Source organism: Roseivirga misakiensis, assembly GCF_001747105.1.
Taxonomy (GTDB): domain Bacteria; phylum Bacteroidota; class Bacteroidia; order Cytophagales; family Cyclobacteriaceae; genus Roseivirga; species Roseivirga misakiensis.
The window spans coordinates 1,625,464-1,647,312 of record NZ_MDGQ01000005.1 but is presented as its reverse complement, the minus strand read 5'-3'; the positions used below and the strand labels follow the sequence as shown (position 1 = coordinate 1,647,312).

Here is a 21,849-nt window from a genome sequence, read left to right as displayed (position 1 = left end):
CCAAAACTAGCGAATGACGTGCAATGATAGAAGTCGATTTAGCTTTATGTCGAATTAAATTTTAACATTCAACGAATTCGGCAAAACGAGGTACTTAGAGTATAGAAATTAGAATATGACAGATACAAAATTTGATTTTGGCTTAGTAGGTTTAGGTGTAATGGGACGAAATTTTATCCTCAATGTAGCGGATAATGACTTTTCGGCAATTGGTCTAGACTTGGATAAAGAAAAGGTGGATTCATTGCTTTCAGAAGGAGAAGGTCGGGTTGTACATGCCACACAAGACAAAATTGAGTTCATCAACAAGCTGGCTAGCCCTAGAAAAATCATGCTTTTGGTACCAGCCGGTAAACCTGTCGATGCTGTCATCAATGATTTGAAACCTCACTTATCGGAAGGAGATATTATTATAGACGGAGGTAACTCATTTTTTACAGATACAAATCGTCGTTTTGAGGAGTTAGCAGCTGATAGTATTCATTTTTTTGGTGCAGGGGTTTCCGGAGGTGCGAAGGGTGCAAGAAAAGGACCTAGCATAATGCCTGGTGGAGATAAGCAGGCTTATGCCTTTATCAAACCAATCTTTGAGGCCGCATCGGCCAAAGTGAATGGAGAACCATGTGTGGCTCATTTGGGAAATGGTTCTGCGGGTAACTATGTCAAAATGGTACACAACGGGATTGAGTATGGACTTATGCAATTGATTTCTGAAGCTTATTTGCTCATGAAAAATGGTATGGGGCGCTCTAACTCCGAAATTCAACGAGCCTTTGCAACGTGGAATAATGGTCGACTAAAATCATTTTTAATTGAGATTACTTCTGAGATATTTAACAAGAAGGATGATTTAGCCGATGGCGATCTCATTGATGCTATTCTTGATAAAGGAAAACAAAAAGGCACTGGTAAATGGACTTCACAAAATGCCATGGATTTAGGTATTCCCATTCCGACCATTGATGTGGCAGTGAGTATGCGGGAGATTTCTGCGCTTAAATCTCAACGGGTGGCCGCTGAAAATCTTTATGGCAAAAAGGCAATCAATTCTTCTGAGCTCACGATTGAGCAGTTAGAAGAAGCACTATTTTTTAGCTTCATCGTGACTTACGCTCAAGGTATGCAGCAGCTCGTTTATGCTTCTGAAGCTTATAATTATGAGTTAAACCTTGAAACGATAGCTAAAATTTGGCGTGGTGGCTGCATCATTCGGGCTGAATTGTTAGAACAAATGAGAATCGCTTTTGACAAGAACCCTAGCCTTGAAAACCTGTTATTGGATGAATCATTCGCTGAAATGATCAAGCCTTTGCTCCCTAGTGCCTCAAAAGTGATTACTGAAGGGATGAATGCTCAAATTCCATTAGCAGCTATGAGTGCAGGCTTAAACTATTTTAATGCCTTCACATCTGGGAGACTACCGATGAATTTGGTTCAAGCTCAGCGCGATCACTTTGGATCGCACACGTATGAACGACTTGATCGAGACGGCATTTTTCATACCGAGTGGTAATTAAATTGCTTGATAAGCGATATAAATCAGTATAAAACTGCTTAGCGAGATCATACTTGATTGGATGGTCCAAGACCGCAAGGTTTGTTGTACAGAGTGATCCAAATAACGGTTGACAAGCCAAAAGCCACTATCATTTACATGTGATAAGACAATAGAACCTGCCGCAATGGCCATCATAATCAATGTTTTATCCAGCATGGTCAAGTCCATACCAGGGATAACGGCTGCTACTATGCCTGCTGCAGTAAGCATGGCTACGGTAGCGGAACCCTGCATAATTCGCACCAATACGGCTACCAAATAGGCCAGTAGCACAATAGAAATTGTACCTGACTTCATGGCATCGGCAATCATTTCACCAATTCCAGTGTTAATCATCATTTGTTTCAAAACACCACCGGCACCAGTAATTAGAATGATAGACCCCGCAGGTCCAAGCGATTTATTGGCTACATCGAACAACTCTTTCTTGGTAGCGCCTCTTTTTGAGCCTAAAAAGTACATCGCCAATAAAGTAGCAATGATAAGAGATACGAAAGGATGTCCGATAAAACTTATCGCATCTACAATCGCCCCCCCTGAAATAATACCTTCACCCGCTAGCGTCTTCAGTAAGGAACCCACTAAAATCAACACAATTGGCAATCCAAGGATAAAAAATATGGTACGAACGAGTTTACTATCAAACTGATCATCTACGACAGCTGCTTCTTGATTTATAATTGCCGATTTAGGTGTGAGGAACCGACTTAATACTAATCCACAGATCAATGATATGGGTAAACCGATCGCTGCTCCAACGACAATCGCGTAACCCAAGTCTACCTTGAGGATATCGGCTACGGCTACTGGTCCGGGTGTTGGTGGAATAAAGCTGTGTGTAATGGCCAAGCCAGTTAATAAAGGCAAGGCATAGTGCAATACATTTTTACCACTCTTTAAGGCGAGGGCCTTGACGATCGGAAATAAAATGATAATGCCTACATCGAAGAAAACGGGAATGGCAACGATAAAGCCTGTAACCAATAAAGCTAATCGGGATTTAGCTTCACCGCCTTTTTTTAACAGAAACTTTGCCAATGCTTGGGCACCTCCGGAGTGTTCAAGTAATGCCCCGAAAATGGCGCCCAGCCCAACGATAGTTGCAACAAAGGCTAAAGTATTGCCCATGCCAGTCGAAATGGAGTCTATGATCTTCTCTCCAGATAATCCACCGATAAGTCCAACCCAGATACTGGCTATCAACAAACTCAGAAAGGCGTTTAATTTTAGCCTTATGATGAGGAGTAAAAGAATGGCGATACCCGAAAGGATAGCAAAAATGAGTTGAAGGTCATTCATGGCGTTTCAAATTGACCAAAAAGCTAATGAATTAAATGAAGTCTGCGAAATGTTCGGTGGCTAGACTAATGATTTCAGTAGGGCTCTGCTTTGCATTGAAAGTAACGGCATCTTTGGGCTCCTCTAAAGTATTGAGCTGAGATTTGACAAGTGAAGCAGGCATAAAATGATTTTCTCTACTGCTTAAACGTGCGACACCTTCTTCATAAGTCAACTTTAGGTAAACGTATTGATTATCAAGTCTTTGATTCAAATAATCGCGATATGATTCTTTTAAAGCGGAGCAAGCCAATACAAATGAGTCTCGATGAGATTGCAATACATATTCTACAATGGCTCCAAGCCAAGGCCACCGATCATCGTCGTCAAGAGGAGTACCTCTACTCATTTTTTTTATGTTTTCACTGGGGTGAAAGTCGTCTGCATCTAAAAATGGAATTCCAATACGATCGGAAAGCAACTTACCAATTGTCGACTTGCCAGAACCTGAAATACCCATCACTATGATTAGTCTCTTTTTAGACATTTACTTCCTCAATTTGTTAAAATCACGATTTTGCCGACAATTATACTAAACATGCTAAAGATCAATTCGTTGAAATGAATTAAATTAGTCTTTATGCGTATTGGCCTCACCATAATAGCCCTTACTATGCTGTGCTTTACAGATGTTAAAGCGCAAAAGTTTGGTGAGCCGTCGCATGTGCAAAGTATCTATTTTGGCGGAGGAAGTTATTACGTCAGTAGAAGACAATCGAAGGAACTGATGAGCTTTTTAGATTCGATCCCCAATTTGCACAATTTCGTTATTACTGTTCACAGTCATACAGACAATCGTGGTGGAAAAGAATATAACCAATGGTTAAGCACCATGAGGAGTGAAATGGTGATTGAGGAGCTTATTCAGCACAAGAAAATCAAGAAAGAAGTAATCGAAATCAAAGATTTTGGTCTGTTTAACCCAGTTCATGATAACAGTACTTGGGAAGGCCGACGCAAGAACAGACGTGTAGATATCATTTTTTGGCTCGCTATTTAGATTCCCTTCGGATTCTTTTAATCACAACATTATAATGGTCGTTCTTTTCATGGCTATTTTGAATTTAAGTATGTCAATCCAAAACTTAGCATCGAAAAATCGAAGTATATCATGTCCGTTGAATTGGACTTAATATCTTTGAAAGTGTCGAATAAGAGAATTGCCATAATTGGGGGAGGTGCAGCAGGCTTTTTTGCTGCCATATCTGCTAAACAACACGAGCCAGAGGCAAGTGTTACAATTTACGAGAAGTCCAATAAACTTTTAGCCAAGGTAAAAGTATCTGGTGGCGGACGCTGTAATGTGACGCATGCTTGTTTCGAAAAATCGGCTTTATCGAAGTTCTATCCCCGTGGTGGTAAACAATTAAGAAAGGCATTCGATCAATTCTACACGCAAGATACTGTTGACTGGTTCACTAATCGAGGAGTGGAATTGAAGGTGGAATCGGACAATCGAATGTTTCCAACAACGGATAATTCTCAGACCATTATTGATACTTTAATGGAGGAGTGTAAAAGGCTTGGCATTAGGATAGCATTAGGCTCTGGAGTTTCTCAAATTTTACGACAACCAAACCTTCTTAGCCTTACTATCAATAATCAAGAATTATTATTTGATAAAGTGATTGTGGCCACGGGAGGAAGCCCTAAAACACAGGGATTCGATTGGATAAAGGCCTTGGGGCATACTATTCAAGACCCCGTGCCATCGCTTTTCACTTTCAACATGCCGAAAGAGAAAATAAAGGCATTAATGGGATTATCAGTGCCAAATGCAACGGTCAGGGTACAAAAAACAAAACTGATGCAATCTGGTCCATTACTTATTACACATTGGGGAATGAGCGGTCCAGCAATCCTAAAAACATCTGCTTGGGGAGCCCGATTATTGAGCGATTTGGGTTATCAGTTTGCCATACATGTGAATTGGTTAGGTAATCTTACTGAAGCTGATTTTCGAGCTAAAATCGACGATCATATGCAACAATATGGTAAGCGATTGATTCGAAATAAAAATCCATTTTTACTACCCCAAAGGTTGTGGGACTATCTCATAGAAAAGGTTGCAATTGATAGTGATAAACCTTGGCTGGAGATCGGCAAGAAAGGTGTAAATAAGTTGCTGAATGTACTGCTCAACGATCAATACGAAGTTTCAGGCAAAACTACCTTTAAAGAAGAATTTGTAACCTGTGGTGGTATTTCTTTAGCTGAAGTTGACTTTAAAACCATGGAAAGTAGGGTCTGTTCTGGGCTTTATTTTGCTGGTGAGGTACTTGATATTGACGGGATAACTGGAGGTTTCAATTTCCAGGCAGCCTGGACTACTGGTTTTATCGCGGGTAAACATTCTGAATAAACAGTTGTCCACTCAAGGAAATCGAAGACGGACTTTCGGAGCTTTTGTATTATCTTCCAAAACTGATTTTACTGTTCTACTTTAATATTGACAAATGTCTGGAAAACGCATTTTAAAGGCCATTTTACTAACGTTTTTAGCGGTGCCTGTCTTAGGCCAAGATATGGCTGATTTACTTAAATCATACCGATTTCGTAGTGTTGGGCCTAATCGAGGTGGTCGAGTGACCGCTGTGATGGGTGTAGAATCGCAACCGTCCGTATTTTATATGGGGGCTACTGGTGGCGGTGTATGGAAAACGGATGATTACGGTATATCATGGCGAAATATTTCAGATGGCTATTTCACAACGCCTTCTATCGGTGCCATTGCCGTCTACCAAAAGCAACCAGATGTTATCTATGTGGGTACGGGTTCAGATGGTATTCGATCAAACGTGATTACTGGAAAAGGTGTTTATAAGTCTACTAATGCTGGTAAGAAATGGGAATTCATTGGGTTAAAGAATACTGGCCAGATTGGTGCTGTTGAAATTCATCCAGATAACCCAGATGTCGTTTATGTGGCTGCCATTGGTCAAGCCTTTGGCAAAAATGAAGATCGAGGGGTTTATAAGACTACCGATGGCGGAAAATCTTGGGATAAAATTCTTTTTCACTCCGATAGCGTAGGTTTTTCTGATCTAGAATTTGCTCCAGACGATCCAAATACGATTTATGCAGGTGCTTGGAGGGGAGAGCGTAAGCCTTGGACCATAATTAGTGGTTCTACTGAAGGTGGTGTTTATAAATCAACAGATGGCGGTGCCAATTGGACGAAGCTTTCAAATGGTTTACCAAGTAATTTGATAGGTAAAATTGACTTTGCGGTTTCTCCGGCAAATCCAGATGTGGTTTACGCCAATATAGAAGCTTCTGACGATCAAGGCGGTCTATATAGATCAGATGATCGTGGGGCGAGCTGGGAGTATGTTTCTGATAACTCAAACCTGACGAACAGACCATTCTATTATACGAACATATATGCCAATCCAAAAAATGAAAATGTACTCTACAACAGTGCATTAAGGTTTTTAAAATCTGAAAACGGCGGTAAAAGTTGGCGATCAGTTCAAACGCCGCACGGTGATAATCACGATATATGGATTAACCCAAATGATACAACTATTTGGATTCAAGCCAATGATGGTGGAGCCAATGTGACATTAAACAATGGGAAATCATGGTCTACTCAATCCAATCAGCCAACAGCCGAATTGTACCAGGTTGATGTTGATGATCAAGAACCTTATTGGTTATATGCTGGTCAGCAAGATAACTCTACCATGGCTGTGCCAAGTATGCAAACTGGTAGTGCTCGTGCAACGATATTCGGCGTAGGAGGGTGCGAAACAGGTCCTGCAGTACCAAAACCAGGTAATTCAGATATAGTTTATTCTAACTGTAAAGGCCGTTTTGGGACTTTTGACAAGCAAACGGGTCAGGAAATGCAGTACTATGTAGGTGCTAGCAATATCTATGGCCACAACCCGAAAGATTTAAAGTTTAGATTCCAGAGAGTGGCGCCAATTCATGTTTCACCCCATAATCCAAATGTAGTTTACCATACCTCTCAGTATGTTCACAAGACCATGGATGATGGTAAAACATGGCAAATCATATCTCCAGATCTAACTGCATTCGATGATCGGTACCAAGTTGTACCTGGAGCGCCAATTACAAGAGATGTAACAGGTGAAGAATACTTTAGTACTATATATGCTATTCAAGAATCGAAAATTAAGGAAGGCCTGATTTGGGTAGGTGCCAATGATGGACCGGTGCACTTGACAAAAGATGGTGGTGCAACATGGGACAGAGTAACGCCAGATATGCCAATTGGTGGCCGTGTAGATGCTGTAGAACCATCGGTACATAACCCCGCTAAGGCCTATGTAGCAGTATTAAGATATCAGTTGAATGATTATGCGCCATATATCTACAAAACAGAGGATTATGGTCAGTCGTGGGAGCTTTTAACAACTGGGGACAATGGATTGCCAGGTGATTACCCAACACGCGTAATTAGAGAAGATCCAGAGAAGGAAGGTATTCTCTATGCAGGGACTGAATTTGGTCTTTTCGTGTCATTAAACGACGGTAAAACATGGAATGCATTTAACAATAATCTACCAGTAACACCGATTACGGACATGAAGATTCACAGAGATGACTTGGTCATGTCAACCATGGGTAGAGGTTTCTGGATTTTGGATAATATTTCGAGTATCAGGAGCCTAGATAAAGCTGCAAAGACTTCAGCTTACCTATTCAATCCAAAGGATGCGATTCGATATAGAATGAATGGACGTAATAGCCCAAGAAGTGGAGCTAATATTGAGTATTATATCGCCGATGAGAAACAACAAGTTAGACTCGATATCATGAATACCTCGGGTAAAATTGTAAGGTCTTTTGTAAGTGGAAAATCTGAGCCAGCAGTGAATACTGAAGTAGATATGGGTACTGGTTTTAGTAATCCGCCAGCGTCAGGCGGCCTGTCCAACAAGGCGGGTATCAATAGATTTAACTGGAATATGAGGCATCATGGAGGTTGGAGTGCAAATCCTAACCGATCGTATATGGGCAACGGTCCAATGGTTGCGACAGGAGCTTATAAGGCACGTTTGACCGTGGGTGATCAAATTCTAGAGACGAGTTTTAATGTCGAGTTAGACCCTCGATCTACGCTCGTAAACGATCAAGATGTAAAAATGCAAGAAACACTTGCCTTAGGTTTGAGAGAATTCCAAGGAGAAGTAGCCAAACTGATAAAAGCAGTTAATGATGAGCGAAAAGCGCTTGATAACTCCCTTAATCAGGAAAAAGTGAGTAAGAAGACCCAGAAAAGAAAAGAAGCACTTGATGCGGTTTACTACCAGTTGGTGACTTCGCCAGGAACTTATATGCAGCCAATGCTAAGTGCTCAGACTAGTTATTTGAACAGTATGATTTCTAGAGCCGATCAACAACCGGGTAAAGATGCATATGATCGTTTCGAGGAATTGAAATCGAAGTTTCAAGAAATTAAAAAGGAATTCGAATCACTGAAGTAAGCAAGTGTCAGACTTAGGTTCGAATAAGTGGTACAAAAAATTACCGCATCCAATTGTGATGCTGTTTGCGATCATTGTCTTAACGGCAATTTTGAGCCATATAATTCCTGCTGGAGCCTTCGAACGAGAGATTGTTGATGGTAGACCAAGGGTTATTCCAAACTCTTATAAAACCATTGAGCAGACGCCACTTTCCTTTCTAGATACGTTTTTAGCGATCCCAGGAGGGTTCTCTTCGGCCATCGCGATCATTTTTGTGGTACTTTCTAGTGGTATCATGTTCGGCGTATTGGAAAAGTCGGGTATGATTGAAAATGCAGTAGGGACTTTCATTAAAAAACTCGGTTTAGAGCGGAGATATCTGGTGGTGGTGATCATGACTTATGTCTTTGGGATGCTCGGTGTTTTTGTGGGTTATGAAAATAATATCGCCCTGATTCCCATCGCAGCGATTACGAGTTTGGCACTAGGAGGCGATTTAATGCTTGCTGCGGCTATATCTGTAGGTGGTGTAACAGTTGGCTTTGGGCTTTCACCATTCAATCCCTATACCGTGGGTACAGGCCACACGATCGCGGAAATGCCTATGTTTTCAGGTTGGCTAATCCGATCAATTCTTTGTTTTTCAGCCTTGACATTTCTAGCCTATTGTAACATTCGATACTTTAAAAAAATCATAAAAACCCCCGAAAAGAGCCTTTCATTGGGCATAGATACGAGTGGTTTTCAATTGTCAAAGCCAATTCAAGAGTACCGTATGACAATCAATAACTGGTTGATCCTGTTGATTTTTGTTGGTGGTATGGCCTTTATGTTATTCGGAGTGTTTACCTATAAATGGTACATCAATGAAATCTCAGCCACATTCATAATGATTTCGATCGCTGCGGGAATTGCTTCAAGAATGAGTGGTAGAACGATTAGCGAAACGGCCTTAAAAGCTGTGTCAGTCGTAGCGCCAGGCGCATTTATGGTTGGTTTTGCCACCTCTATTAAAGTAGCCATGGAAATGGGTAGTATTTCCGATACGATCGCTTTCTACCTAGCCGAAGGTTTATCTGGTTTGCCCGTTTATGCATCTGCCGTAGCAATGTCAGGGGCACAATCAGTGATTAATTTCTTTATCCCAAGTGGAAGCGGTCAAGCACTGGCCACATTACCTATCATGATTCCGGTTGGCGACGTTTTAGGCTTAACGAGACAGACAACCATATTAGCCTATCAAATAGGCGATGGTGTAACGAATTTATTGAACCCAACATTAGGCGGCCTAATAGCCATGTTAGCCATGTGCCGTATACCATTCGATAGGTGGTTAAGGTTTATCATTCCAGTAGTCGGAGTCATATTGGCCATAGCATGGACTGTACTGTTGGTAACGGTCTTAATCAATTGGGGACCAGCATAATACATGTGCTAGAAGTGATTTTCGGCCATAGGTTTTAAAAGTAAAAGTGTAAGTAAGGATGAACGCAGAAGAGATCTTATCGAAATTAGTTTCATTTCCAGTTCTGGGCGGTGAAAGTAATTTGACAATTATACATTGGATTAAAGATTATTTAGAATCACACGGAATAGCGGGTGTTTTGGTACCAAATGAAGAAGGCAATAAAGCATCGCTACACTGTCGAATAGGTCCTGCTGTTTCAGGTGGGGTAATACTTTCTGGCCACACAGATGTAGTGCCTGTGGAGGGACAAGATTGGACTACAGCGCCGTTTGACTTGATTGATAAGGCGGATGGTAAACTTTATGCGAGAGGGTCTTGTGACATGAAAGGTTTTGCTGCTTGCTGTCTAGCTGCGTTACCAGACATGATCAAATCAGACCTTAAAAAACCGATTTATTTTGCGTTTTCTTACGATGAAGAGATCGGATGCCTGGCTGCACCAGAATTGGTTCAAGCAATCAACGATTACTACGAAGAAAAACCTCAATTCGCGATAATTGGTGAACCATCTATGATGATTCCAACAGTTGGACAAAAGGGGATATGTATTTTCGAAACAGTTGTTACGGGCTCAGAAGGGCACAGTAGCAGAATAAAACAAGAAGTAAGTGCCATTCATGAAGCCATGCGGTTGGTTTTATGGCTAGAAAATAAAATGAATAGCCTAATTGGAGCTGGTAAAACAGACGACCGTTTTACACCAAACCATACGTCAATTCATATTGGAAAAATAACCGGAGGCATAGCGCCAAATGTAATTGCACAGGAGTGCCGCTTTAATTGGGATGTTAGGACTATTCCTTCAGAAACACCACAAGAGATCTTCGAAGAGTTTGAAGTTTATTGTAGGTCGCGAGAAGAAGCGTTAAGAGGTGTTTTCCCAGAATTCGCTATCAAAACAAATAATATACATCCTGCTGTGCCTGGCCTTAATACACAGGCAGATCAAGAAATTGTCTCTCTAACGAAGCAATTGGCCAATGAAACTAGGTTGGATGCTGTTTCTTATGCCGCAGAAGCAGGTCAATTTGCTGAAGGAGGGTTTGAAGCTATTATTTGTGGCCCTGGTGATATTGCGCAGGCTCATCGTGCAGATGAATTTGTAGCAAAAGAGCAATTAGATAAGTGTGTAAAGTTCATGCATAACTTGATCGATCATCTTTCTTGAAATGAGAATTGAAGAACTATTCAAACAACATGATGTTGAAACACATCCTGTTGTCAAATTCAATACTGCTTTGCCACTCGATTTGGGAGCTCAGAATGAAGCCTTATCTAAAGTAGATTTGAATAATGAAGCGTCTTTTGATCAATTCATTTTCAATCAAATTGCTTCGAGCGGTAAAGATGTCGGAATTGGAGGCTATGGAGAAGTAAGAAGTCTTTATTCGCGGAGTGAATTATTTGAAGGAGAGGAGCCGCGAACAATTCATCTTGGTATTGATATTTGGTCGAAGGCGGGAACACCTGTTTACTGTCCTTTTCAAGGTGAGGTGCACTCATTTGCCAATAGAAATGTACACGGAGATTATGGTCCAGTGATTATACTTCGGCATAAGTTGATGGACTTAGAATTTCATACCCTTTACGGTCATTTAAGTAAATCATCTATTGAAAATCTTAGTGTTGGTCAAAAAATTTCGACTGGTGATCAGTTTGCCTTTATGGGAACTTACGAAGAAAATTTTCATTGGCCACCACACCTTCATTTTCAGCTAATCAGGAATATGCAGGGATATAAAGGAGATTATCCCGGTGTATGTAAGTCAAGCGGGAAGGAAGACTATTTGACCAACTGCCCTGATCCATCTTTCTTCATTTATTAAATATTTTCATTACCTGTGAACTTTTTTATCAATACGTATGTATGTACATATATATAATTCAATTAGCTATGACATACAAAGAAAGAACACAAGAGATTTACAACTTGATTGGCCAAGGTCAACTATTAGAAGCATTCGATAAATACTACGCAAGCAATGTAGTAATGACAGAACCTAGAGGTTCTTGGGAAGGAAAAGATGCTTGTAGAGCACACGAAGTAGAATTCCTAAGTTATGTCAAGGAATTCCATAACCTAGAAGTAAAGGCGATTACGTCTGATGAGGAAAATGGCGTAGTAATGCACGAAACCATGATGGATGTAACATTCCAAGATGGTAATAGAGTACAAATGGAGCAAGTTGGTGTTCAAAAATGGGAGGGAGACCAAATTGTTCATGAGCGATTCTACTATGACAATGCTCAGTAAGAAAATTTTTACGAAATAATTAAGGAGCTTAATGCTCCTTTTTTTATGCCCAATTCTCTAGATTTCACTATGAATCAAATCGGAGGCATTTTACTAGCGGCAGGACTCTCTGATCGCATGCAAGGCCCAAATAAAATGCTTCTGCCTTACGGAAATTCTTCGGTAATCGGCACAACCTATCAAGCACTTTCCCAAAGTAGATTATTGAAAACCGTAATTGTTACGGGTAGGGATGCTGTTCTGGTGCAGGATCAAATTCTACTTCAAGGTGACGATCAAATAGTACATAATGGTCTTTTTACAAGTGGAATGACTTCGTCTATCCAGGTGGCGTTAAATGAATTGAAATCCTTTGAGGCCGTTATGGTATGTTTAGGTGATATGCCGCTTTTGACTTCAGCAGACTATGATTTGTTAATCAATACATTTGAAGAGACTTGTGACGATGGCCATATACTAGTGCCTTGGTTTCAAGGTAAACGTGCAAACCCGGTTATATTCAGCAGGCAATATTTCGATGAAATTCTAAATCATGAACAACCCAACGGTTGTTCAGGAATCGTGAAGCGACATCCTGAAAAAGTATTGAACTTAAACGTCGATAGTGAGCGTTTTATCACCGATCTTGATACACCGAAAGACTACCAGAGGCTGAAAGAAAAATAGGTCGAATGGTCAACTAGTCAACGAAATGTTAAATAAGGAAGAGCTCATCAGATACAATAGACAGATTATTCTACCCGATTTCGGTGTAGAAGGTCAGGAAAAGCTAAAAAAAGCCTCTGTATTGGTGATTGGAGCAGGAGGGTTAGGTGCACCGAATTTGATGTATTTAGCAGCAGCTGGCATTGGACGAATCGGAATCATCGATTTCGATGAAGTGAGTTTATCAAACCTACACCGTCAGGTACTTTTCAAGACTTCAGAAATTGGTCAATCTAAAGCCGAAGTTGCGAAAGGCAGGTTGTCCGAATTGAACCCGACGATTGATTTCGTTACGTTCAATTCCCCGATAACCTCTTCCAACGCCTTGGATATCATTAATGATTACGATGTGGTTGTTGATGGATCGGATAATCTACCCACCAGATATTTGGTGAACGATGCATGTTTCTTCTTGGGCAAACCTTTGGTTTATGGTGCCATATTCCGTTTCGAAGGACAAGTATCGGTATTTAACCTAATCGATGAAAAGGGGTTAAAGGGCCCAAATTATCGCGACTTATTCCCCACACCACCACCACCCGAATTAGTGCCTAGTTGTACGGAAGGGGGCGTTATAGGTGTATTGCCTGGCATTATCGGCTCTATGCAAGCCAATGAGGTGATTAAGGTAGTAACTGGAATTGGAGAAACACTCACTGGTCGTTTGTTCCTTTTCGATGCGTTGGATATGACTAGTCGCACGCTAAATGTTAAGCACCAGCCAAGCAATCCGTTAACTGGTGATCACCCAGAACTAACTGAGCTCATTGACTACGAAGCATTTTGTAGTGGAAGTGATGAAGGTCGTCAGATAGTTGAAATTAGTCCACGAACACTCATGGAGAAAATGGCCAAAGGATCACCTTTTATTCTAGATGTAAGAGAAGATTATGAGTATGAAATTTCCAATATTGGTGGGGTGCTTATCCCACTAAACCAGCTCAACGATCGTTTAGGAGAAATTCCAAATAATGAAGAAGTTGTTGTGATGTGTAAAACGGGTGGGAGAAGTAAAAAGGCTATAGACTTATTGTTTAAGTCAGGTTTCAAGGATCTCGTCAATTTAAAAGGCGGTATTTTGGCTTGGCGACACGAAATTGATCCTACATTGAAAGTATATTAGTAGTTACGGATAAGGAATGGATATAACAGTAACCGCTTTCGGCATTGCCAAAGACATAATAAAGAATAAGGAGGTGATCATTTCATTACCGAGTGATCGTTCGGTAGGGGCGTTGCGATCTCTTTTATCCAATAAATATCCAGAATTCGAGAAATTGGCTTCCCTAAAGTTTGCAGTAAATGCGGATTACGTCGAAGACGGCCATGAATTGAAAGCAGGGGATGAAGTGGTGTTAATACCACCAGTAAGTGGCGGCTGATATGAGAGAAATATTCATAACTGAACATAAATTGGACGCCAAAGCATGTACTGAGGCAATAACATACCCTGGGGCTGGAGGTATCGTGGTATTTGTTGGTACGGTTAGAGATCAGACCAAAGGTAAAACCGTAAAACATCTAGAATTCGAGGCGTACGAGCCGATGGCTTTGAAGGAGATGAAAAAGATCGCAGATTATGCGACAAAGCATTGGAGTTTGCATCAAATGGTCATTCATCATCGTACTGGATTGGTGCAAATTGAAGAAGAGGCTGTCGTCATTGCCTGTTCATCTGCGCACCGAAAAGAAGCATTTGAAGCATGCCAATACGCCATAGATACATTGAAAGAAACTGTTCCTATTTGGAAAAAAGAAGTCTTTGAAGACGGAGAAGTCTGGGTTTCAGCCCATCCATAAATAAACATTGAAATGGTAAGTCTAGATACGATCAAAGCGCAATTTCCAATATTTAAGCAAGTAACGCCTCATGGCAAAAGACTGGTTTATTTAGACAATGCGGCTACATGCCATAAACCTCAGTCTGTTATAGATAGAATTACCAAATTTTATGCTCAAGACTATGGCACCGTTGGAAGAGCTTCATATTGGCCTGCCTATAATACTACCAAGCAGTTCGATCAGGTAAGGCATCAGGTGAAGGAGCTAATCAATGCACAACACGCCGAAGAAATTGTTTTTACTTTCGGTACCACCGATGGTATAAACAAGCTGGCTAATGCCTATTTGAGCCCTCGACTTGAAGCTGGAGACGAAGTGATTGTTTCCGAAATGGAGCATCATGCTAATATTCTTGCTTGGCAGAGAGTGTGTAATGAGAAGGGGGCTTCAATCAAGGTCATTCCGATGAAAGACACCGGTAACTTGGACTATGAGGCCTACGAAGCACTATTGAATGATAAGGTTAGGCTGGTAGCTATCACGGGTATTTCGAATGCTTTGGGTGTCAAGAACGACTTGAAAGCCATTGTAAACCGAGCCAAGGCAAAGCAAATTCCAGTATTTATAGATGCCGCTCAAAGCCTATCCCACGATCCGATCGATGTAACCGACCTAGGTTGCGACTTTCTCGCTTTTTCGGGTCACAAACTATATGGACCGACAGGCGTTGGAGCGCTTTATGGTAAGAAAGCGCTATTAGAAGCTATGCCGCCCATGAGTTTAGGCGGTGGAATAGTGAAAGAAGTGGGCTTTAAAAATAGTTCATTTCAGGATTCACCGACCAAACATGAAGGTGGAACCCCAAATATCGCCGGAGTAATCGGCTTGGGTGCTGCTATTGATTTCATTAACGAAGTTGGTTACGATCAAATTGGAGCACATACCCATGATCTTACCAATTATGCATTAGAAAAGCTCAGTCAGATAGAAGGAGTTCAAATTGTGGGAGAAGTGACGGATCGCGCTTCTGTATTATCCTTCGTAATGGAAGGTGTTCATGCGCATGACCTAAGCACACTTTTAAATGAGAAGGGAATTTGTATTCGAGCTGGTCATCATTGTGCTCAGCCATTGATGAAGCGCATGAAACAACCTGCAACAGCAAGGGTGTCTTTCGCTATTTACAATACAAAAGAGGATGTTGATGTATTGGTAGCCGCATTAAAAGAGATAAAGACCTTTATGTCATGAACGATAGGATCAAAGCCCTCTATCAAACGCACATACTGGTAAATGCCAAAGATGAAACCCATTTAGGCAAATTCGAAGGTGCTACGCATGTTTTAGAGGCTTATAATCCCATGTGTGGGGATAAATTCACTTTGTACCTTTCGGTAAAGGGTAATCAAATTGAAAAAGTACGATTTGAAGGTTATGGATGTGCCATATCTAAGGCATCGACAGCAGTATTAGCAAAACAAGTAGAAGGGAAGACCCTCCAAGAAATTAAGCCAATAGTCGACTTATTCTTCGAATTGGTAGACCACGATTCCGATCATTTACCAGAAGATTTAACTGATAATCAAGATTTGTTGGCATTCGCGGCTGCACGCGAATTTCCAGAGAGAAAGACTTGTGCAACTTTGAGTTGGACTGAGGTTGAAAAAATAGTATAAGACCTTTTGCACCCTGAGAAACCCGAAGGTATCTTACCATTCATGAGATTCTTCGTTTCGTTTTACTCCATTCAGAATGACGATAATCGTGTTTCTGAGCGCAGCGAAGAATCTTTTTGTTTAATGGATGCTTACTGGATAAGTCGGAGATCTGTTGACCATTGACGGGATTCTTCGTTTCGTTATACTTCACTCAGAATGACGATAGCCGTGTTTCTGAGCATAGCAAAGAATCTAATGGTTTAATGGATGCTTTCTGAATATGTCGAAGATTTGTTGACCATTCATGAGATTCTTCGTTCATTACTCTTTACTCAGAATGACGATAATCGTGTTTCTGAGCGCAGCGAAGAATCTGCTTGTTTAAAGGGTGCTTTCTGGATAAGTCGATGATCTGCTGACCATTCATGGGATTCTTCATTTCGTTTTACTCCATTCAGAATGACGACAGCCGTGTTTCTGAGCATAGCGAAGAATCTATTTGTTTTATGGATGCTTTCTTAATAAGCTGAAGGTCTCTTAACATTGATGAGATTCTTCGTTCGTTATACTTCACTCAGAATGACGAAAGCCGTGTTTCTGAGCGCAGCGAAGAATCTACTTGTTTAAAGGGTGCTTTCTGGATAAGTCGAAGATCTGCTGAATATTCGTGGGATTCTTGGTTTCGTTGTACTCCACTCGGAATGACGATAGCCGTGTTTCTGAGCACAGCGAAGAATCTATTTGTTTAATGGATGCTTTCTGGGTAAGTCGAAGATCTCTTTACATTCTTGGGATTCTTCGTTTCGTTGTACTTCACTCAGAATGACGATAGCCGAGTTTCGGAGCATAGCGAAGAATCTTTTTGTTTAATGGATGCTTACTGGATAAGTCGAAGATTTGTTGACCATTGATGAGATTCTTCATTTCGTTTTACTCCATTCAGAATGACGAAAGCCGTGTTTCTGAGCACAGCGAAGAATCTCTGGATTCAATGCAAAGCCTCTTCATCCGAAAATGCTTACTTCATCGCCACTAAACATGCTGGTCAATCAAGATGTGATTGCCATCTGGGTCAGTAAGAACAACCGAGGCTGGCCCAGTAGTAGTGGGGTCAGCCTCTCTATCGAGTTTGAGGTCACTTTGCTTTAAGTGATCTTGGATTTGCCTTACATCGTCAAAATCATCGAGTGTATTTGCGTTTTGATCCCATCCAGGGTTAAAAGTCAGTATGTTCTTTTCGAACATGCCTTGAAATAAGCCAACAATTGAGTCTCCGTTTTTCATAATCAGATAATTTCTCTCGATATCTCCTGCGAAAACGCTAAAACCCAATTTTTCATAAAATGCCTTAGAGTTGTGTATGTCTTTAACGGCTAAACTGATTGAAAAAGCACCTAGTTTCATGTGTAGATAGTTTAAAAAGTAAGAGGAATATCTTTATAAATGGGATGAATTCCAATTGAAATCCTTCTTAGTCAATCAAGTTCACGGTTCTTACCGCGCTCAAACTCTGACTTAAAGTCTGCCAATGATCGCCTAGATTTTCAGAGAGGTATAGGTTGCCATTATTCGTACCAAAGGCCATTATTGAGCCCTTTTTGTCGAATCCTGATCTTAAAACTAGATCGAAGGCCCCTTCTTGTGGAAGACCATGGCGTTGTGCGGTCCAAGATTTCCCCGCATTCGTGGTTTTATACACCGCTAGTTTGTTTTTGATTGGGTACCTCAGACTATCGGATTGTGCCGGAATAACCCAAGCCGTATTGACGTCATTTTCGTCAATGACTAGCGCAAAACCATAGACCGCTTCTCCTGAAGGGTCAGAAATATCTTTCCAAGTATTGCCATTATCATCAGACCTATAGATACCACAGTGGTTTTGTTGCCAAATCACGTTGGGTTTTTTCGGGTGTCGAAGCATGATATGCGGATCATGGCCAATTTCAGTCTCTGTATTTGGAAGAAAAAAAGATTTTAGACCATTATTACTCGGTAGCCAGTCATTTCCGAGGTTAGTCGACCTAAAAACACCTGCACAGCTAATTCCAACGATTAGCTCATTGCTGTCGTCAGGGTGAGTTACCAGTGTATGGAGAAAAGGACTGTTGCTACCTTTTCCGCCACCTTGCCAACTGGATCGACTTTCGTGCTGCGAGAGGCCTGAAAGCTCGGTAAAAGATGCACCTTCGTTGTCGGATATAAAGAGCGCAGCAGGTTCTGTTCCAATGTAAATTCTTTTAATTGGGCCAACGGTTTGACTCTCAATTTTCCAGATAGACTTAAGGGAAAAAGGACTCTCTTTAGGGAATTTGGGAGCTTCTATCTCCGTGAAATTCTCTCCTTGATTGTTTGATCTGTAGACTTTTGGTCCCCAGTGTTTATGATTTATTGCTAGCCACCAAACACCAGATGTATCTTCATGAAACGCACCAATCGGCATACCGATAAATTGAATGTCAGTCAGTTTCCATTCACCCTGGACTTGCTCATAAATGATTAGCCCTTTATCTGTGCCTGTTACAAGTTTCATCGTATAGTTAAGCTTAACAATTGTTAAACTTGGTAATCAGACTTACCACCAGTTTTCTTCAATAATTTGGTTTCTTTGATCACGATGTCGTGAGAAAAAGCCTTACACATGTCATAAATCGTCAATGCAGCTACTGATGCACCCGTCAGTGCCTCCATTTCTACGCCAGTCTTACCCGTACAACGTGCCTCTGATATTACCTTTACCTCCAGTTTATCGTTCACATTGATTTGTATGTCAATCTTGTTCAAATTGAGTTGATGACAAAGCGGTATTAACTCAGATGTCCTTTTAGCACCCTGAATTCCAGCGACTATCGCGGTTTGAAAAACAGGGCCTTTTAGTGTCTTTATTTCACCATCGCTAATGTATGCCTGCATTTCTTCAGGTAATTGTACCAATGCCTGCGCAATTGCACTTCGGCTTGTAACAGCCTTATCACCTACATCTACCATTGACGGTGACTCTTCTTCTATGTGAGTAAACTTCTTGGTCATGCTTAAATCTTTCTGTAGAAAAGGTAAGGATAAACTTCTCCTTTCTTAAACTTATTCTTGTCGCTCGGTAGGATAATGAAACCATTGGCTTGGCTCATATTCGCAAAATCTCCAGATCCATGGCCCCGAATCGGAGTGGCTTCTAATTCTCCTCTTTCGTTTGATTCAACACTACATTCCAAGAAGTAGGTGAGTGGCGGCATAAATTCAATATCCTGATTCAGTTTGACGTAAATAGGTGAGGTTTGTATCCCCAAAGAAAGCTCTAGCCAATGTCTAATGTAGATGTTGGCGCAGGCAAAAGTAGAAACGGGATTTCCGGGTAATGCAAAAACTGTAGTACCATTTGGCGTAGTACCAAACCAAAACGGTTTTCCAGGTCTTTGTTTCACCTTATGAAAGTGTTTTACAACACCGAGCTCCTCTAATACTTCTGGTAGAAAATCGAACTTACCTCGAGAAACACCTCCCGTAAGTACTAATAAATCAACAGTTTCTATAATTGATGATAACTCACTCTTCATCAATTCCTTATCGTCTTTAAGGTGATGTTGTTTAGCGTTGATGTTCCAAATCTTCAAAAGGTCTTGAACGCCATAATTACTCGACCTTCTTATTTCATGATCTAGCGGTGTTTCATCTATCCCAACAAGCTCATCGCCGGTGGTGATAATAGCAGCTTTTGGTGGTAGTAAAACTTCTAAATTAGGTCTACCGATCGAAGCGGCAATGATCATTTCTGGGGCACCTAAAACGGTGCCTTTTGATAATACTATCGCACCCTGCTTTTTGTCTTCGCCCTTAAAATGAACGTTTTGTTGGAATTTTATGGTGTCGATATTGATTGTCGCAATGTCTTCTTCAATGGTGATATCCTCATAACGGATGACAGTATCTGCATTCAAAGGCAGCATAGCACCAGTCATGATTTGCATGCATTTAGACGTGTCTTCAAGGCTTGCCTGTGGCATACCCGCACCAATCGTGTTTTCTATCTCAAACCGTCTTTGTCCATTCTTGTATGACTCATAATTGATGGAAATACCATCCATAGTCACGCGATCGAAGGGAGGAAAGTCACGATCGGCATAAACATCTTCATTTAAAACGTGTCCATTAATCTCTTCAAGACTTAAAAGGCCTGTTTTGGGACTTAAAGGATGTTTTGATATTGTTTCTAATGCTTCGTGATATTTTATCATTTCGAAATTTGTTCTTGCCGTTTGTTTCCACAGGCAGCACAAAATGTTGCACCTGGGGTTCTATAAGGTTTACCGCAATTTTCACAAGGAGGTCCATAAAGACTAATTCTATGGTGCATAATTGCATTAGGGTGAGTCTCCTCAAAGCCAGTGATTTTTGTATAGTAATCGCTCACTGGTTTAAATCTTTCATGAAAACTACCGGCTTTCTTGAATGCTTCACCATAGAGTCGATATGCTTCAGCATACTCTTCCTCATCCAACATTGGAAGAACCATCTTGCATCGCCAACACCAAAGTTCTTTCATGAATATATCTTAGATGTTAAAGTTGAATTGAGAATGTTTGATTGACAATTGAAAATTCATAATTCAACATTGCTTTACCCTCCAATAGTCGCCATAGATTCAAATGAATTCGCCGCCGAAGATTTCTGCTTTTCTGCCTCGAAACCATCTTTTGCTCGTTGGGCAAATAGTTTTTTGAACTGCTGCTCAACTTCTTTGTCTGTAGCCCCATTTCGCATAAAATCCCTGAAACTGAATCCACCATTTTGATACAAGCAGGTTTTCAATTCACCTTTTGGGGTTAGTCTAATCCTGTCACAACTCCCACAAATAGTTCGTGTATAAGCTGGAATAATGCCGATGCTACCCTGGGCACTAGGTATTTTGTAATTCAGCGAAGTCGAGTTTGTTTCATCTGTGAGTTTTTCAAGATCGGGATAGGCGGATTGTATATGCGCTAAGATCTTGTTGTGATTCCACTCGATCGGCTTATATCCTTTAGAACCACCATTAAATGGCATTTCTTCGATAAACCGAACGCTTACATGATCGGTATGCGTGAGATTGCACATGGGGAGAATATCTTCCAAATTGTGCTCCTGCATTACCACAGCGTTGATTTTCGTGTTAATCCCAGCATCAAGTAAGGCGCGATAATATGTCATTACTTGATCATATTCATCTCTACGGGTGATCTTATGGAAACGAGCCTTATCCAAGCAATCAAGACTTAAATTGACTGAATGGATGCCCATGGCTTTGAGATTTTTTATCTTATCTAGTGGCCCTGTTCCGTTCGTTGTTATGCTTAATCGATCGATTTTTTCAATCCCGGAGACTTTCTCCATAAATGGAATCAATCCTTTTCGCACAAAGGGCTCTCCACCCGTAATCCGGATTTTAGAAATGCCCAAATCAGCCAAAATATGGATGAGTCTTTCCATTTCCTCATAAGTCAGGATTTGAGATTTCTTGTTAAAATTGAGTCCCTCTTCTGGCATACAATAAAAACACCTGAGATTACATCGGTCGGTCACCGCTAAGCGCAAGTAATTGAGTTGTCTGCCGTGATTATCGAAAAGCAAATTGAGGGTATATTTGTTATGCATTCAAATATACTGGCAAAGGAGAC

The 21,849-nt window shown here is 40.9% G+C and carries 22 protein-coding genes; 14 read left to right on the top strand and 8 right to left on the bottom strand.

Translation table 11 applies throughout. From position 1 onward, the window contains the following. Positions 1-115: 115 nt before the first annotated feature. Positions 116-1,513 carry an NADP-dependent phosphogluconate dehydrogenase gene (gene gndA / locus BFP71_RS14770; protein WP_069836214.1) on the top strand — a complete coding sequence of 466 codons (1,398 nt, stop codon included), beginning with the start codon at positions 116-118 and terminating at the stop codon, positions 1,511-1,513. Here gndA and BFP71_RS14765 read toward each other — a convergent pair whose 3' ends face one another. Then, positions 1,514-2,857 carry a GntP family permease gene (locus tag BFP71_RS14765; RefSeq protein ID WP_069836213.1) on the bottom strand — a complete coding sequence of 448 codons (1,344 nt, stop codon included), beginning with the start codon at positions 2,855-2,857 and terminating at the stop codon, positions 1,514-1,516. Positions 2,858-2,888: 31 nt separating this feature from the next. Then, the gene (locus tag BFP71_RS14760) at positions 2,889-3,383 is read right to left on the bottom strand and encodes a gluconokinase (protein ID WP_069836212.1); all 495 of its coding nucleotides are present in this window, start codon (positions 3,381-3,383) and stop codon (positions 2,889-2,891) included. Between the two features lie 93 nt (positions 3,384-3,476). On the opposite strand from BFP71_RS14760, the gene BFP71_RS14755 reads away from it, so the two are divergent. From BFP71_RS14755 to sufU, 13 genes are all read left to right on the top strand, one after another. After that, positions 3,477-3,896, top strand: coding sequence for an OmpA family protein (locus BFP71_RS14755; protein WP_088125059.1), 420 nt, complete (start codon positions 3,477-3,479; stop codon positions 3,894-3,896). A gap of 111 nt (positions 3,897-4,007) precedes the next feature. Further along, on the top strand, positions 4,008-5,258 hold the full coding sequence (locus tag BFP71_RS14750; RefSeq protein ID WP_069836210.1) for a BaiN/RdsA family NAD(P)/FAD-dependent oxidoreductase: 1,251 nt from the start codon (positions 4,008-4,010) through the stop codon (positions 5,256-5,258). Positions 5,259-5,352: 94 nt separating this feature from the next. Continuing rightward, positions 5,353-8,352 (top strand): WD40/YVTN/BNR-like repeat-containing protein, encoded by a 3,000-nt coding sequence (locus tag BFP71_RS14745; protein ID WP_069836209.1) that lies wholly within the window; start codon positions 5,353-5,355, stop codon positions 8,350-8,352. 4 nt (positions 8,353-8,356) lie between these two features. Further along, positions 8,357-9,760: a YfcC family protein gene (locus BFP71_RS14740; protein ID WP_222843491.1), complete on the top strand. Its 1,404-nt coding sequence runs from the start codon at positions 8,357-8,359 to the stop codon at positions 9,758-9,760. 58 nt (positions 9,761-9,818) lie between these two features. Further along, entirely contained in the window at positions 9,819-10,970 is a 1,152-nt protein-coding gene (gene argE, locus BFP71_RS14735) for an acetylornithine deacetylase (RefSeq protein WP_069836207.1), read from the top strand. 1 nt (position 10,971) lies between these two features. After that, on the top strand, positions 10,972-11,628 hold the full coding sequence (locus BFP71_RS14730; protein WP_069836206.1) for a peptidoglycan DD-metalloendopeptidase family protein: 657 nt from the start codon (positions 10,972-10,974) through the stop codon (positions 11,626-11,628). A gap of 68 nt (positions 11,629-11,696) precedes the next feature. Beyond that, positions 11,697-12,056, top strand: a complete 360-nt coding sequence (locus BFP71_RS14725) for a nuclear transport factor 2 family protein (RefSeq protein ID WP_069837102.1) — start codon at positions 11,697-11,699, stop codon at positions 12,054-12,056. 69 nt (positions 12,057-12,125) lie between these two features. Then, positions 12,126-12,722: a nucleotidyltransferase family protein gene (locus BFP71_RS14720; protein WP_176723373.1), complete on the top strand. Its 597-nt coding sequence runs from the start codon at positions 12,126-12,128 to the stop codon at positions 12,720-12,722. A gap of 25 nt (positions 12,723-12,747) precedes the next feature. Further along, positions 12,748-13,884: a molybdopterin-synthase adenylyltransferase MoeB gene (gene moeB / locus BFP71_RS14715; protein WP_069836204.1), complete on the top strand. Its 1,137-nt coding sequence runs from the start codon at positions 12,748-12,750 to the stop codon at positions 13,882-13,884. A gap of 16 nt (positions 13,885-13,900) precedes the next feature. Further along, positions 13,901-14,143 carry a MoaD/ThiS family protein gene (locus tag BFP71_RS14710; RefSeq protein ID WP_069836203.1) on the top strand — a complete coding sequence of 81 codons (243 nt, stop codon included), beginning with the start codon at positions 13,901-13,903 and terminating at the stop codon, positions 14,141-14,143. A gap of 1 nt (position 14,144) precedes the next feature. After that, positions 14,145-14,561 carry a molybdenum cofactor biosynthesis protein MoaE gene (locus BFP71_RS14705; RefSeq protein WP_069836202.1) on the top strand — a complete coding sequence of 139 codons (417 nt, stop codon included), beginning with the start codon at positions 14,145-14,147 and terminating at the stop codon, positions 14,559-14,561. Positions 14,562-14,573: 12 nt separating this feature from the next. Further along, the gene (locus BFP71_RS14700) at positions 14,574-15,794 is read left to right on the top strand and encodes an aminotransferase class V-fold PLP-dependent enzyme (protein ID WP_069836201.1); all 1,221 of its coding nucleotides are present in this window, start codon (positions 14,574-14,576) and stop codon (positions 15,792-15,794) included. Further along, positions 15,791-16,219 (top strand): Fe-S cluster assembly sulfur transfer protein SufU, encoded by a 429-nt coding sequence (sufU, locus tag BFP71_RS14695; protein ID WP_069836200.1) that lies wholly within the window; start codon positions 15,791-15,793, stop codon positions 16,217-16,219. The genes BFP71_RS14700 and sufU overlap by 4 nt, the downstream gene beginning before the upstream one ends. 1,014 nt (positions 16,220-17,233) lie before the next feature. Here sufU and BFP71_RS14690 read toward each other — a convergent pair. The 6 genes from BFP71_RS14690 to moaA all read right to left on the bottom strand — a co-directional run bounded on the left by BFP71_RS14690 (position 17,234) and on the right by moaA (position 21,826). Beyond that, positions 17,234-17,605 carry a VOC family protein gene (locus tag BFP71_RS14690; RefSeq protein WP_069836199.1) on the bottom strand — a complete coding sequence of 124 codons (372 nt, stop codon included), beginning with the start codon at positions 17,603-17,605 and terminating at the stop codon, positions 17,234-17,236. Between the two features lie 67 nt (positions 17,606-17,672). After that, positions 17,673-18,731 (bottom strand): WD40/YVTN/BNR-like repeat-containing protein, encoded by a 1,059-nt coding sequence (locus tag BFP71_RS14685; RefSeq protein WP_069836198.1) that lies wholly within the window; start codon positions 18,729-18,731, stop codon positions 17,673-17,675. 23 nt (positions 18,732-18,754) lie between these two features. Next, positions 18,755-19,228 (bottom strand): cyclic pyranopterin monophosphate synthase MoaC, encoded by a 474-nt coding sequence (moaC, locus tag BFP71_RS14680; protein WP_069836197.1) that lies wholly within the window; start codon positions 19,226-19,228, stop codon positions 18,755-18,757. Between the two features lie 2 nt (positions 19,229-19,230). Beyond that, positions 19,231-20,430, bottom strand: a complete 1,200-nt coding sequence (locus tag BFP71_RS14675; protein ID WP_069836196.1) for a molybdopterin molybdotransferase MoeA — start codon at positions 20,428-20,430, stop codon at positions 19,231-19,233. After that, positions 20,427-20,738, bottom strand: a complete 312-nt coding sequence (locus BFP71_RS14670) for a hypothetical protein (protein WP_069836195.1) — start codon at positions 20,736-20,738, stop codon at positions 20,427-20,429. The genes BFP71_RS14675 and BFP71_RS14670 overlap by 4 nt, the downstream gene beginning before the upstream one ends. A 74-nt stretch (positions 20,739-20,812) precedes the next feature. Next, positions 20,813-21,826, bottom strand: coding sequence for a GTP 3',8-cyclase MoaA (gene moaA / locus BFP71_RS14665; protein ID WP_245701852.1), 1,014 nt, complete (start codon positions 21,824-21,826; stop codon positions 20,813-20,815). Positions 21,827-21,849 lie beyond the last annotated feature (23 nt).

Bases quoted from the DNA above. Each gene is read 5' to 3' on its own strand.
- BFP71_RS14675 (WP_069836196.1), bottom strand. From the start codon at position 20,430: ATGATAAAATATCACGAAGCATTAGAAACAATATCAAAACATCCTTTA.
- moaC (WP_069836197.1), bottom strand. From the start codon at position 19,228: ATGACCAAGAAGTTTACTCACATAGAAGAAGAGTCACCGTCAATGGTA.
- sufU (WP_069836200.1), top strand. From the start codon at position 15,791: ATGAACGATAGGATCAAAGCCCTCTATCAAACGCACATACTGGTAAAT.
- BFP71_RS14765 (WP_069836213.1), bottom strand. From the start codon at position 2,857: ATGAATGACCTTCAACTCATTTTTGCTATCCTTTCGGGTATCGCCATT.
- BFP71_RS14705 (WP_069836202.1), top strand. From the start codon at position 14,145: ATGAGAGAAATATTCATAACTGAACATAAATTGGACGCCAAAGCATGT.
- BFP71_RS14760 (WP_069836212.1), bottom strand. From the start codon at position 3,383: ATGTCTAAAAAGAGACTAATCATAGTGATGGGTATTTCAGGTTCTGGC.
- BFP71_RS14720 (WP_176723373.1), top strand. From the start codon at position 12,126: ATGAATCAAATCGGAGGCATTTTACTAGCGGCAGGACTCTCTGATCGC.
- BFP71_RS14750 (WP_069836210.1), top strand. From the start codon at position 4,008: ATGTCCGTTGAATTGGACTTAATATCTTTGAAAGTGTCGAATAAGAGA.
- BFP71_RS14710 (WP_069836203.1), top strand. From the start codon at position 13,901: ATGGATATAACAGTAACCGCTTTCGGCATTGCCAAAGACATAATAAAG.
- BFP71_RS14700 (WP_069836201.1), top strand. From the start codon at position 14,574: ATGGTAAGTCTAGATACGATCAAAGCGCAATTTCCAATATTTAAGCAA.
- BFP71_RS14685 (WP_069836198.1), bottom strand. From the start codon at position 18,731: ATGAAACTTGTAACAGGCACAGATAAAGGGCTAATCATTTATGAGCAA.
- BFP71_RS14690 (WP_069836199.1), bottom strand. From the start codon at position 17,605: ATGAAACTAGGTGCTTTTTCAATCAGTTTAGCCGTTAAAGACATACAC.
- moeB (WP_069836204.1), top strand. From the start codon at position 12,748: ATGTTAAATAAGGAAGAGCTCATCAGATACAATAGACAGATTATTCTA.
- moaA (WP_245701852.1), bottom strand. From the start codon at position 21,826: ATGCATAACAAATATACCCTCAATTTGCTTTTCGATAATCACGGCAGA.
- BFP71_RS14745 (WP_069836209.1), top strand. From the start codon at position 5,353: ATGTCTGGAAAACGCATTTTAAAGGCCATTTTACTAACGTTTTTAGCG.
- BFP71_RS14670 (WP_069836195.1), bottom strand. From the start codon at position 20,738: ATGAAAGAACTTTGGTGTTGGCGATGCAAGATGGTTCTTCCAATGTTG.
- gndA (WP_069836214.1), top strand. From the start codon at position 116: ATGACAGATACAAAATTTGATTTTGGCTTAGTAGGTTTAGGTGTAATG.
- BFP71_RS14755 (WP_088125059.1), top strand. From the start codon at position 3,477: ATGCGTATTGGCCTCACCATAATAGCCCTTACTATGCTGTGCTTTACA.
- BFP71_RS14725 (WP_069837102.1), top strand. From the start codon at position 11,697: ATGACATACAAAGAAAGAACACAAGAGATTTACAACTTGATTGGCCAA.
- BFP71_RS14730 (WP_069836206.1), top strand. From the start codon at position 10,972: ATGAGAATTGAAGAACTATTCAAACAACATGATGTTGAAACACATCCT.
- argE (WP_069836207.1), top strand. From the start codon at position 9,819: ATGAACGCAGAAGAGATCTTATCGAAATTAGTTTCATTTCCAGTTCTG.